Source organism: Pseudomonas sp. RIT-PI-r (assembly GCF_001297015.1).
Lineage (GTDB): Bacteria > Pseudomonadota > Gammaproteobacteria > Pseudomonadales > Pseudomonadaceae > Aquipseudomonas.
This window is the reverse complement of record NZ_LIGE01000018.1, coordinates 92489-104738: the sequence shown is the minus strand read 5'-3', so window position 1 is coordinate 104738 and position 12250 is coordinate 92489. Positions and strand designations below refer to the sequence as shown.

Sequence of the window (12250 nt, the reverse complement as noted above, 5' to 3'; positions counted from 1 at the left end):
CGCCAAAGATTAGGCGTCTTTGGCGAAAGGCGACGAAATGCGCAATAGCCGTACAAAGTGTCTGATTTACCGGCAAATGCCAGACGAGCGGAGTAACAAATAGCCATCCCAGCAGGGAACCAGACAGGGGTTTTCTCTTCTAAGCTTCTGGTTGGCGCCATGCCATCCCCCTTCCGTTCCAGGAGTTACACCATGTCGCTGCGATCTCTCGCCCTTCTGACGTTTTGCGTGCTGTTGGCCGCATGCAGCAAGGTCAATCAGGAAAACTACTCGAAGCTCTCGGCCGGCATGGCCAAGGCCGAGGTCGAGACTCTGCTCGGCAAACCGACTGATTGCTCGGGCGCGCTCGGTATGTCCAGTTGCACCTGGGGCGACAAGAACAGCTTTATCAGCGTGCAGTACGCCGGTGACAAAGTGCTGATGTTTTCCGGCCAAGGCCTGAAGTAAACCGGGGCTTCGCGCCCACGGAGAAGAAAAAATGAAGCGGTTATTGCTTGTCCTTTTTGCCGGCCTGGTACTGGCCGGCTGCGCCAGTTCCGGCGTCGACCCGTTGGCGCCGAAAACCGTCAGCAGCGTCAATCTCAAGCGTTATCAGGGCACCTGGTATGAACTGGCGCGCTTGCCGATGTACTTCCAGCGCAATTGCGCGCAGTCCGAAGCCCATTACACCCTCAAGCCTGACGGTAATGTCGCGGTGCTCAATCGCTGCCTGACCCCGGATTGGCAGTGGGAAGAAGTGAAGGGCACGGCTTCTCCACAGGTGCCGGGCAAGACCGATAAACTCTGGGTCGAGTTCGATACCTGGTTCTCGCGTCTGATTCCGGGTGTGGCGAAAGGCGAATACTGGGTGTTGTACGTCAGCGATGACTACAAGACTGCCATCGTCGGCGACCCGAGTCGCAAGTACATGTGGTTGCTGTCGCGCACGCCGACCGTCAACGGTGTGGTGCGTGAAGAGCTGCTGAGCAAGGCGCGTCAGCAGGGCTATGACACGACGCGATTGATCTGGCGAGCGTCGGATCGGCAGATGGCCAAGACTTCAAACTAAAGACCACCACAAAACCAATGTAGGAGTGAGCCTGCTCGCGATAGCGTTGTGTCAGAACACAAATAAGTGACTGATACACCGCTATCGCGAGCAGGCTCGCTCCTACATTTGGTTATGCGTCAGCCGAGAAGGTCACGCAACACCTGGGTGAACGCGCGTGCACTGTCCTCTTCGCCTGCATGCCGACCATCGCGCACCACCCACTGACCATTGACCAGAACATCGCGCACTTGGCGATCGCCACCGGCAAACAACCAGCGATTCAAAATCCCGTCACCCGTGGCCGTCGCCAGATACGGATCGCTGCCATCGAGCACAATCCAGTCCGCACGCTTGCCAACCTGCAACGCACCAATCGGCTGGCCCAGCGCCTGCGCACCACCCTCCAGCGCCGCGTCATACAGCGTGCGCCCGACCATCGGCTGATCCGCGCCATACAAGCGATTGCGCCGCTGATCACGCAGACGCTGGCCGTATTCCAGCCAACGCAATTCTTCCACGACACTGAGCGACACATGGCTGTCGGAACCGATGCCCATACGTCCGCCCTGCGCGAGGAAATCCACCGCCGGAAAAATCCCGTCGCCCAGGTTCGCTTCGGTTGTAAGGCACAGGCCGGCGATGGCGCGACTCTTGGCCATCAACGTCACTTCTTCGGGATTGGCGTGAGTGGCGTGCACCAGACACCAGCGCTGATCGACTTCGGCGTTTTCATACAGCCATTGCAGCGGACGCCGACCGCTCCAGCTCAGGCAGTCGTCGACTTCTTTCTGTTGCTCGGCGATGTGGATGTGAATCGGGCATTGCTTGTCGCTGGCTGCCAACACTTCGTTGATCTGCTGCGGCGTGACCGCGCGCAACGAGTGGAAACACAGTCCCAGCGACTGCGCCTTCTGCTGCGCCAGCATTGGTTGCAGGCGCGATTGCAGATTCAGGTAGTTTTCGGTGCTGTTGATAAAGCGGCGCTGGCCATCGTTCGGCGTCTGGCCGCCGAAGCCTGAGTGGCTGTAGAGCACCGGCAGCAGGGTCAGGCCGATGCCGCTTTCACTCGCGGCCTGACTGATGCGCAACGCCAGCTCAGCCGGATCGGCATACGGCTGGCCATTGCTGTCGTGGTGCACGTAGTGAAACTCTGCAACGGATGTGTAACCAGCCTTGAGCATTTCGATATACAGCTGACGGGCAATGACACCGAGCTGATCCGGGCTGATTTTTCCGACGAGCCGATACATCAGATCGCGCCACGTCCAGAAACTGTCGTTCGGATTGCCCGCCACTTCGGCCAGCCCTGCCATCGCTCGCTGGAACGCGTGGGAGTGCAGATTGGGCATCCCTGGCAACAACGGACCGCTCAGCCGTTCGGCGCCATCTGCGGTGGAATCGGCCTGGATTCGGGTCAGCAGGCCATCGGCGCTGACCTCAAGACGTACATTGTTGGCCCATCCGTTAGGCAGCAGCGCGCGTTCGGCAAAGAAGGCGGACATGGTTCAGCACCCCATCGTGTGTTATTTGTATATACATATACAGACGTTTGCCTGCCCGGTAAACTCCGGCAAGCTAGCCACTTTCATCCAAAGAACAGGGATCAACCGTGCCGACTCCGCCTCCAGTCTCCCCGTTGGCCGCGAACATGGGCGACAGTCCGGCGCCCTTGTACGCCCGCGTCAAACAGATGATCACCCAGCAGATCGACAGCGGAAACTGGCCGCCGCACTACCGCGTGCCGTCCGAAAGCGAGCTGGTCAATCAGCTCGGTTTCAGCCGCATGACCATCAATCGCGCGCTGCGCGAGATGACCGCCGACGGCCTGTTGGTGCGCATGCAAGGTGTCGGCACGTTTGTCGCCGAACCGAAAAGCCAGTCCGCGCTGTTCGAAGTGCATAACATCGCCGACGAAATCGCCTCCCGTGGCCATCGCCACACCTGCCAGGTGATCACCCTCGAAGAAGAGGCCGCCGGTTCCGAGCGCGCACTGGCGCTGGACATGCGCGAAGGGCAGAAGGTCTTCCACTCGCTGATCGTGCATTACGAAAACGACATTCCGGTGCAAATCGAAGACCGTTTCGTCAACGCGCTGGTCGCCCCGGAATACCTCAAGCAGGACTTCACCCTGCAAACGCCTTACGCCTATCTCAATCAGGTGGCGCCGCTGACTGAGGGCGAGCACGTGGTTGAAGCGATTCTGGCCGAGCCGTCCGAATGCAAGTTGCTGCAGATTGAGAAGGGTGAGCCGTGCTTGTTGATTCGGCGCCGCACGTGGTCGGGGCGTCAGCCGGTGACCGCTGCACGTCTGATCCATCCGGGTTCCCGTCATCGTCTGGAAGGGCGGTTCCATAAATAGAGAGCATAAATGAGTGCACTTAAGGTTTTACGCGCTGAAGGCTACCCGCGCATGCCGTGGAAAAACGGCGGAGGCAGCACCGAGGAAATCACCCGTGATGCAGGTGCGGGGCTGGACGGTTTCGGCTGGCGCCTGTCGATTGCCGACATCGCCGAGTCCGGCGGTTTTTCCACCTTCGCTGGCTATCAGCGAGTGATCACCGTGTTGCAAGGTGACGGCATGACCCTGTGCGTTGATGGCGACGATTCGCGGCCGCTGTTACCGCTCGACCCGTTTGCCTTCAGCGGTGAAAGCCAGGTGTCGTGCACGCTGCTCGGCGGTGCGATTCGCGACTTCAACCTGATCTATGCACCGCAGCGTTACAGCGCGCGGTTGCAGTGGTTTGAAGGTGAGCAGCGGTTTTTCAGCTCGGCGGGAACGGTGTTGGTGTTCAGTGTCAGTGAGTTGCTGCAAGTGCAGGTGGGTGACAGTGTTGCGCAGTTGGGGCGACATGATTGTCTGCAACTGGACGGTAACAATGGCTTGGTTGAAGTGTCCGTTGATGCGGGTTGCTGTGTCATTGAGCTGACTGCGCGCTGATTGAAAAATCTTAAAAGATCGCAGCCTTCGGCAGCTCCTACATTGGGATTGATGCACACCCTGTAGGAGCTGCCGAAGGCTGCGATCTTTTGCTTTTGGGGTGTTCCCAACCCACGCACCAACTTGTTACCGAACGCCCCAGCGTGGCGCAAAACCGCGCTCACCCAACCATGCCTCGACCGCACAAAATCTCTCCGCGAAAAATTTCATCCACGCCAGAACCCTCGATTCAGGCGCTCTCCAGCCCTGCCCGCAATTTTTCTTGAACGCCCCTCCCACAAGTTGGCCGCTCGATTGCATATGCTTGTATGTACAAGTAAAGACGTATGCGTATGAGTCGCTCGAGACTCTCCGCAGCGTCCACTGATTCGCTTGTCGCGCAGCGAAGCGCACAGGCTGCTTGCCCACTGCCAGGGTTGGTTTGAATTGATCGCTGAGGAGTCTTTTTCGTGACTGACAATACCCAGAAACCTACCAAGGTTCGCAATGTTGAAATCCGTGCCGCCCGCGGCAACAAGCTGACCGCCAAGAGCTGGCTGACCGAAGCGCCGCTGCGCATGCTGATGAACAACCTCGACCCGGAAGTCGCCGAGAACCCGAAAGAGCTGGTGGTTTACGGTGGTATCGGTCGCGCCGCGCGTAACTGGGAGTGCTACGACAAAATCGTCGAAAGCCTGACCAACCTGAATGACGACGAGACCCTGCTGGTGCAATCCGGCAAGCCGGTCGGCGTGTTCAAGACCCACAGCAACGCCCCGCGCGTACTGATCGCCAACTCCAACCTCGTCCCGCACTGGGCGAGCTGGGAGCACTTCAACGAACTCGACGCCAAAGGCCTGGCCATGTACGGCCAGATGACCGCCGGCAGCTGGATCTACATCGGCAGCCAAGGCATCGTTCAAGGCACCTACGAAACCTTCGTTGAAGCCGGTCGCCAGCACTACAACGACAACCTCACCGGCAAGTGGGTATTGACCGCTGGCCTCGGTGGCATGGGCGGCGCGCAACCTCTGGCGGCAACCCTGGCGGGCGCTTGCTCGCTGAACATCGAATGCCAACAAGTGAGCATCGATTTCCGTCTGAAAAGCCGTTACGTCGACGAGCAAGCCAAAGACCTCGACGACGCCCTGGCACGCATCGACAAGTACACCAAAGAAGGCAAAGCGATCTCCATCGCGCTGCTGGGTAACGCCGCAGAAATTCTCCCGGAACTGGTCAAGCGCGGCGTGCGCCCGGACATGGTCACCGACCAGACCAGCGCCCACGACCCGCTCAACGGTTACCTGCCGGCCGGCTGGACCTGGGACGAATACCGCGCCCGCGCCAAGACCGAGCCGGCTGCTGTGATCAAAGCCGCCAAGCAGTCGATGGCCGTACACGTCAAAGCCATGCTGGAATTCCAGAAGCAAGGCATTCCAACCTTCGACTACGGCAACAACATCCGTCAGATGGCCCAGGAAGAGGGCGTCGAAAACGCCTTCGATTTCCCCGGTTTCGTACCGGCTTACATCCGTCCGCTGTTCTGCCGTGGCATCGGCCCGTTCCGTTGGGCGGCACTGTCGGGCGATCCGCAAGACATCTACAAAACCGACGCCAAGGTCAAAGAGCTGATCCCGGATGACGCGCACCTGCACAACTGGCTGGACATGGCCCGCGAGCGCATCAGCTTCCAGGGTCTGCCGGCACGTATCTGCTGGGTAGGCCTGGGCCTGCGCGCCAAGCTCGGTCTGGCCTTCAACGAGATGGTTCGTAGCGGCGAGCTGTCGGCGCCGATCGTGATCGGTCGCGACCACCTCGACTCCGGCTCGGTCGCCAGCCCGAACCGTGAAACCGAATCGATGCAGGACGGCTCCGACGCCGTGTCCGACTGGCCTCTGCTCAACGCTCTGCTCAATACCGCGAGCGGCGCGACCTGGGTTTCCCTGCACCACGGCGGCGGCGTCGGCATGGGCTTCTCGCAGCACTCGGGCATGGTGATTGTCTGCGACGGTACCGACGAAGCGGCCGAACGCATTGCGCGGGTGCTGCACAACGACCCGGCGACCGGTGTCATGCGTCACGCCGATGCCGGCTACCAGATCGCCATCGACTGCGCCAAGGAACAGGGCCTGAACCTGCCGATGATTACCGGAAAGTAATGCTTTCCCCTGTAGGAGTGAGCCTGCTCGCGATGAGGCCGGCACAATCAGCAAATGTGCTGACTGACACACCGCCATCGCGAGCAGGCTCACTCCTACAAAAGCAAAAGCCAAAAAAGAACAAAACCCGGAACAATCCACAGAGGTTGAATCATGGCTGTCAACACCGATCGTGCAGGCAACAAACCGTTGATCGAAAGGCGTTCGATCGACTACATCCCGGAAGCGGAAAGACACGGTCGTCTGTTTAGCCAATTCACCCTGTGGATGGGTGCCAACCTGCAAATCACCGCGATTGTCACCGGGGCCTTGGCCGTGGTGCTCGGTGGTGATGTGTTCTGGTCGTTGATTGGTCTGTTGATCGGCCAATTGCTCGGCGGCGGGGTGATGGCGCTGCATGCCGCGCAAGGGCCGAAACTCGGTTTGCCGCAGATGATCTCCAGCCGCGTGCAGTTTGGCGTGTATGGCGCGGCAATCCCGATCGTGCTGGTGTGCCTGATGTACCTGGGCTTCACCGCGACGGGCACGGTACTTTCCGGCCAGGCGCTGGGTCAGTTGTTTAACGTCAGCGACAGCGTCGGCATCCTGATTTTTGCCAGCGTCATCGTGCTGGTCACGGTGCTCGGCTATCGGGTGATCCACTGGATCGGCCGTGTCGCCAGCGTCATTGGCGTGATCGCTTTCGTCTTCCTGTTCTGGCGGCTGATGAGCCAGACCGACGTCGGCGCACTCCTGCAAATCCGTCATTTCAGCTGGAGCAGCTTCCTGCTCGCGGTGTCGCTCGCGGCCTCCTGGCAGATCGCGTTCGGCCCTTACGTGGCTGACTATTCACGTTATCTGCCGAGCAACACCTCGGCAGTCAAAACCTTCTTCGCCGCCGGTGCCGGTTCAGTGGTCGGCGCGCAAGTGGCGATGATCCTCGGCGTGTTCGCGGCGGCTTCGGCCAACGGCCAATTCGCCGGTCACGAAGTCGCCTACATCGTCGGTCTGGGCGGCACCGGTGCTACCGCAGCGCTGCTGTATTTCAGCATCGCATTCGGCAAGGTGACCATCTCGACGCTGAACTCCTACGGCAGCTTCATGTGCATCGCGACCATCATCAGTGGTTTCAAAGGCCATCTGACCGTTACGCGTATGCAGCGTCTGGTGTTCGTGCTGGTGATCGTCGGTGCGGCGACCTTGATCGCCTTGCTCGGTCAGCACTCGTTCCTCGGTGCGTTCAAGTCTTTCATCCTGTTCCTGCTCGCCTTCTTCACCCCGTGGAGCGCGATCAACCTGGTGGATTACTACTGCATCACCCGTGAGCGTTACGACGTGCCGGCGCTGGCCGATCCGAACGGTCGCTACGGTCGGTGGAACCTGCTCGGCATCAGCGTCTATGTGTTCGGTGTGCTGGTGCAGCTGCCGTTCATCTCCACCAAGTTCTACACCGGCCCGCTGGTGGCGGCCCTCGGTGATGTGGATATTTCCTGGATCATCGGTCTGCTGCTGCCCGCCGCTGTGTATTACGTGTGCGCCAAAAAATGGCACAGCCCAGTGCCCGATCAACTGATTCTGCCGGTCGAGCAGAACAGCGTTGTACAACCTAAAACAAGCGGGGCCGGTCGCGCTGCGGCGCAGGCCTGATTGGACGTGGACAGGGCTGGATGCCTCTTGACTGCCGTAAGCCAATTCATGATTAGGAGCGTCACAACAATGAAATCGAACAAGACCCTGCTGACCACATTGCTGTCCATGGGCCTGCTGGCCAGTGCCGGTGCGACCCAAGCTGCTGGCTGGTGCGAATCGGGCAAACCGGTGAAGTTCGCCGGGCTGAACTGGGAAAGCGGCATGCTGCTGACCGACGTGCTGCAAGTGGTGCTGGAAAAAGGTTACGACTGCAAGACCGACAGCCTGCCGGGCAACTCCATCACCATGGAAAACGCCCTGAGCAGCAACGATATTCAAGTGTTCGCCGAAGAGTGGGTAGGCCGCAGCGAGGTCTGGAACAAGGCCGAGAAGGCCGGCAAAGTCGTCGGTGTCGGCGCACCTGTGGTGGGCGCTGTCGAAGGCTGGTACGTGCCGCGTTACGTGATCGAAGGCGACGCCAAGCGCAAGCTGGAAGCCAAAGCCCCGGACTTGAAAAACATCGCTGACCTGGGCAAATACGCCGCCGTGTTCAAGGACGCCGAAGAGCCTTCCAAAGGGCGTTTCTACAACTGCCCGGCCGGCTGGACCTGCGAGCTCGATAACAGCGAAATGCTGAAAAGCTACGGCCTGGAAAGCAGCTACACCAACTTCCGTCCGGGCACCGGCCCGGCGCTGGATGCGGCGGTGCTGTCGAGCTACAAGCGTGGCGAGCCGATCCTGTTCTACTACTGGTCGCCAACCCCGCTGATGGGCCAGGTGGATCTGGTCAAACTGGAAGAAAAACCGGGCGTCGACAAGTCCGTGAGCATCAAGGTCGGCCTGTCGAAAACCTTCCACGACGAAGCCCCGGAACTGGTCGCCGTACTGGAAAAGGTCAATCTGCCGATCGACCTGCTGAACCAGAATCTGGGCCGCATGGCCAAGGAACGTATCGAGTCGCCAAAACTGGCGAAAATCTTCCTCAAGGAACATCCTGAGGTCTGGCATGCGTGGGTCAGTGCAGACGCAGCCAAGAAAATCGACGCGGCGCTGTAGGTCGATACCTCCCGGTCAACCGTGAGGCTGGCCGGGAGATATGCCGTAAACGCTTGATTGAGATTTCTGATTGAGAGCCGCTTATGTTTCCCGAGAGCTTTACCTTTTCCATCGCCGACTGGGTCAACGGTTGGGTCGATTCGCTGGTCACCAACTACGGTGATGTGTTCCGCCACATCTCCGACACGCTGCTGTGGGCCATCGTCAACCTTGAAGGCCTGCTGCGTGCGGCGCCGTGGTGGCTGATGCTGGCGATCGTCGGTGTGGTTGCCTGGCACGCCACGCGCAAAGTCGTGACCACGGCGGTCATCGTCGGTCTGCTGTTTCTCGTCGGTGCTGTCGGCCTGTGGGACAAGCTCATGCAGACGCTGGCGCTGATGATGGTCGCGACGATCATTTCGGTGCTGATCGGCATCCCTCTGGGGATTCTCTCGGCGCGCAGCAATCGCCTGCGTTCGGTGCTGATGCCGCTGCTCGACATCATGCAGACCATGCCGAGTTTCGTGTACCTGATCCCGGTGTTGATGCTGTTCGGTCTGGGCAAGGTCCCGGCGATTTTCGCCACGGTGATTTACGCTGCGCCACCGCTGATTCGCCTGACCGATCTGGGCATTCGCCAGGTTGACGGCGAAGTGATGGAAGCGATCAACGCGTTCGGCGCCAACCGCTGGCAGCAACTGTTCGGCGTGCAATTGCCGCTGGCCCTGCCAAGCATCATGGCCGGGATCAACCAGACCACCATGATGGCCCTGTCGATGGTGGTGATCGCCTCGATGATCGGCGCTCGTGGCCTCGGTGAAGATGTGCTGGTTGGGATTCAGACCCTCAACGTCGGACGTGGCCTCGAGGCTGGTCTGGCGATCGTGATTCTCGCAGTGGTCATCGACCGCATTACTCAGGCATACGGTCGGCCACGGCATGAGGTGAGCAAATGAGCAACGCAACCGTGAGCAAGATCGAAGTCAAAAACGTCTTCAAGATTTTCGGCAACCGCGCCAAGGATGCATTGGCCATGGTCGGTCAGGGCAAAACCAAGGATCAGGTGCTGAGCGAGACCGGTTGCGTGGTCGGCGTTAACGATCTGTCGCTGAGCATCGGCACTGGCGAGATCTTCGTGATCATGGGCCTGTCCGGCTCCGGCAAGTCGACGCTGGTGCGCCACTTCAACCGGCTAATCGACCCCACCAGCGGCGCGATCCTCGTCGACGGTGTGGACATCCTGCAATACGACATGGACGCCCTGCGCGAATTTCGCCGGCACAAGATCAGCATGGTGTTCCAGAGTTTCGGCCTGTTGCCGCACAAGACTGTGCTCGACAACGTCGCCTACGGCCTGAAGGTCCGTGGCGAGAGCAAGCAAATGTGCTCGGAACGCGCGTTGCACTGGATCAATACCGTCGGCCTCAAAGGCTACGAAAACAAATACCCGCACCAGCTCTCCGGCGGCATGCGCCAGCGTGTTGGCCTGGCCCGGGCCTTGGCGGCGGACACCGACATCATCCTCATGGATGAGGCGTTCAGTGCGCTGGACCCGCTGATCCGCGCGGAGATGCAGGACCAGTTGCTGGAGCTGCAAAAGACCTTGCACAAGACCATCGTCTTCATTACCCACGACCTCGATGAGGCGGTGCGTATTGGTAATCGCATTGCGATTCTCAAGGATGGCCGGTTGATTCAGGTGGGCACGCCGAGAGAGATCCTGCATTCGCCGGCGGATGAGTATGTTGACCGGTTTGTGCAGCGGCGTGCTGCGGTGGTTTGATCTGAATTATGCAGTGCACTGACTGGCCCTATCGCTGGCAAGCCAGCTCCCACAGGGGTTGTGTGAACAATGAGGGCTGGCAGGCCCAGTTCCTACAGAGATTGTGTGAACACTGGAGATCCTGTGGGAGCTGGCTTGCCAGCGATGAGGCCGGTGAAGCTGCATCAATATTAAGGTTGAGGTTTTAGATGTCCCAGGCTGAAAAAATCGTTATCACCGGCGCCCCTCTGCGTTGGCAGGACGTGGTCGCCGTCGCCCGTCACGGCGCGCATTTCGAGCTGTCGAGCGACACCTGGGCGCGCATCGAAAATGCGCAAGCCATCGTCCAGCGCATCGTCGCAAGCGGTGAGCGCGCCTATGGCGTCAACACCGGCCTGGGCGGTTTGTCCAACGTTTCCCTAAAAGACGTACAGCTGAGCCAGCTCTCGCGCAACACCTTGCTCAGCCACGCCTGCGGCGTCGGCCCGGTACTCGCCGACGAGCAGACCCGCGCGATCATCTGCGCGGCGATCCACAATTACAGCCACGGCAAATCCGGCATTCACCGCCGTGTCGTCGAAGCGCTGCTGGCGCTGCTCAATCGCGGCATCACTCCGCAAGTGCCATCGCAAGGTTCGGTGGGTTACCTGACGCACATGGCGCACATCGGCATCGCGTTGCTTGGCGTCGGCAATGTCAGCTATCGCGGGCAGATCACCTCGGCGCAACAGGCGCTGGCCGAAGAAGGCCTGCAACCGGTGCAACTCGGCGCGAAGGACGGCTTGTGCCTGGTCAACGGCACGCCGTGCATGACCGGTCTCAGCTGTCTGGCGATTGCCGATGCGACAAGATTGGTGCAGTGGGCGGATGTCATCGGCGCGATGAGTTTCGAAGCCCAGCGCGGCCAGATCGACGCCTTCGACGCTGAAATCATCGCGCTGAAACCGCATCCTGGCATGCAGCAGGTCGGCGTCAATCTGCGCGCCTTGCTCGATGGCAGCGAAGTGATCGCCTCGAGCAAAGGCATACGCACTCAGGATGCGCTGAGCATCCGCTCGATTCCGCAGGTGCATGGCGCTGCGCGGGATCAACTGGAGCATGCGATCAAACAGGTCGAGGCCGAACTCAACGGCTGCACTGATAACCCATTGTTGCTCGGCACGCCGGACAATTTCCGGGTGATGTCGCAAGCCAACCCGCACGGCCAATCGGTGGCGATGGCGGCGGACCTGCTAGCGATTGCCATGGCCGAAATCGGCTCGATCGCCGAGCGTCGCCTCGACCGGCTGGTGAACCCGCATGTCAGCGATCTTCCGGCATTTCTGGTGGCCAATCCGGGAGTGAACTCGGGGATGATGATCGTCCAATACGTCGCTGCGTCGCTGTGTGCGGAGAACCGCCAATTGGCACAACCGGCGGTGCTCGACAATTACATCACCTCGGGCCTGCAGGAAGACCACTTGAGCATGGGTACGAATGCCGCGCTGAAGCTGCACCGCGCGTTGGAAAACTGCACGCAAATCCTCGCCATCGAGTATCTGTTGGCGGCGCAGGCGTTTGAATTCCTCAAGGAACAACGCTTTGGCATGGGCACTGACCGCGCGTGGCGACTGCTGCGCGAAACGGTTCCGGCCTACGATCAGGATCGCTGGTTGGCGCCGGATATTGCCGCCGCCGCGAGCGTGTTGAAAAAGCCGAATCTGCTGCACAGCGTTCTATCGAATTTGCATTGAAAAACT

The 12250-nt window shown here is 60.0% G+C and carries 11 protein-coding genes; 10 read left to right on the top strand and 1 reads right to left on the bottom strand.

Features of this window, described 5'->3' with window-relative positions:
• Window positions 1-192 precede the first annotated feature (192 nt).
• A complete protein-coding gene (locus AK821_RS06300; protein WP_064388903.1) occupies window positions 193-447 on the top strand; it encodes a hypothetical protein in 255 nt (84 codons plus the stop codon).
• Between the two features lie 31 nt (window positions 448-478).
• Window positions 479-1048, top strand: a complete 570-nt coding sequence (locus AK821_RS06295) for a lipocalin family protein (protein WP_064388902.1) — start codon at window positions 479-481, stop codon at window positions 1046-1048.
• Between the two features lie 119 nt (window positions 1049-1167).
• On the opposite strand, the gene AK821_RS06290 is transcribed toward AK821_RS06295, so the two are convergent.
• Window positions 1168-2532 carry a formimidoylglutamate deiminase gene (locus AK821_RS06290; protein WP_064388901.1) on the bottom strand — a complete coding sequence of 455 codons (1365 nt, stop codon included), beginning with the start codon at window positions 2530-2532 and terminating at the stop codon, window positions 1168-1170.
• Between the two features lie 146 nt (window positions 2533-2678).
• Here AK821_RS06290 and hutC point away from each other — a divergent pair, with 146 nt between their 5' ends.
• The 8 genes from hutC (at window position 2679) to hutH (ending at window position 12244) form a co-directional block, all read left to right on the top strand.
• Entirely contained in the window at window positions 2679-3389 is a 711-nt protein-coding gene (hutC, locus tag AK821_RS06285; RefSeq protein WP_163013658.1) for a histidine utilization repressor, read from the top strand.
• A gap of 9 nt (window positions 3390-3398) precedes the next feature.
• Window positions 3399-3968 (top strand): HutD/Ves family protein, encoded by a 570-nt coding sequence (locus AK821_RS06280; RefSeq protein WP_064388900.1) that lies wholly within the window; start codon window positions 3399-3401, stop codon window positions 3966-3968.
• Window positions 3969-4417: 449 nt separating this feature from the next.
• The gene (hutU, locus tag AK821_RS06275; protein WP_064388899.1) at window positions 4418-6106 is read left to right on the top strand and encodes a urocanate hydratase; all 1689 of its coding nucleotides are present in this window, start codon (window positions 4418-4420) and stop codon (window positions 6104-6106) included.
• A gap of 153 nt (window positions 6107-6259) precedes the next feature.
• Complete coding sequence (locus AK821_RS06270) at window positions 6260-7732, top strand: purine-cytosine permease family protein (RefSeq protein WP_064388898.1); 1473 nt, start codon at window positions 6260-6262, stop codon at window positions 7730-7732.
• 69 nt (window positions 7733-7801) lie between these two features.
• Entirely contained in the window at window positions 7802-8770 is a 969-nt protein-coding gene (locus tag AK821_RS06265) for an ABC transporter substrate-binding protein (protein ID WP_034152988.1), read from the top strand.
• Between the two features lie 83 nt (window positions 8771-8853).
• Window positions 8854-9705, top strand: coding sequence for an ABC transporter permease (locus AK821_RS06260; protein WP_007949591.1), 852 nt, complete (start codon window positions 8854-8856; stop codon window positions 9703-9705).
• Window positions 9702-10532, top strand: a complete 831-nt coding sequence (locus tag AK821_RS06255; protein ID WP_007909304.1) for a quaternary amine ABC transporter ATP-binding protein — start codon at window positions 9702-9704, stop codon at window positions 10530-10532. The genes AK821_RS06260 and AK821_RS06255 overlap by 4 nt, the downstream gene beginning before the upstream one ends.
• 188 nt (window positions 10533-10720) lie before the next feature.
• Window positions 10721-12244, top strand: a complete 1524-nt coding sequence (hutH, locus tag AK821_RS06250) for a histidine ammonia-lyase (protein ID WP_064388897.1) — start codon at window positions 10721-10723, stop codon at window positions 12242-12244.
• Window positions 12245-12250 lie beyond the last annotated feature (6 nt).

Coding starts and splice junctions, on each gene's coding strand:
- AK821_RS06255 (WP_007909304.1), top strand. CDS start 9,702: ATGAGCAACGCAACCGTGAGCAAGATCGAAGTCAAAAACGTCTTCAAG.
- AK821_RS06290 (WP_064388901.1), bottom strand. CDS start 2,532: ATGTCCGCCTTCTTTGCCGAACGCGCGCTGCTGCCTAACGGATGGGCC.
- AK821_RS06280 (WP_064388900.1), top strand. CDS start 3,399: ATGAGTGCACTTAAGGTTTTACGCGCTGAAGGCTACCCGCGCATGCCG.
- hutH (WP_064388897.1), top strand. CDS start 10,721: ATGTCCCAGGCTGAAAAAATCGTTATCACCGGCGCCCCTCTGCGTTGG.
- AK821_RS06295 (WP_064388902.1), top strand. CDS start 479: ATGAAGCGGTTATTGCTTGTCCTTTTTGCCGGCCTGGTACTGGCCGGC.
- AK821_RS06300 (WP_064388903.1), top strand. CDS start 193: ATGTCGCTGCGATCTCTCGCCCTTCTGACGTTTTGCGTGCTGTTGGCC.
- AK821_RS06260 (WP_007949591.1), top strand. CDS start 8,854: ATGTTTCCCGAGAGCTTTACCTTTTCCATCGCCGACTGGGTCAACGGT.
- AK821_RS06270 (WP_064388898.1), top strand. CDS start 6,260: ATGGCTGTCAACACCGATCGTGCAGGCAACAAACCGTTGATCGAAAGG.
- AK821_RS06265 (WP_034152988.1), top strand. CDS start 7,802: ATGAAATCGAACAAGACCCTGCTGACCACATTGCTGTCCATGGGCCTG.
- hutC (WP_163013658.1), top strand. CDS start 2,679: ATGGGCGACAGTCCGGCGCCCTTGTACGCCCGCGTCAAACAGATGATC.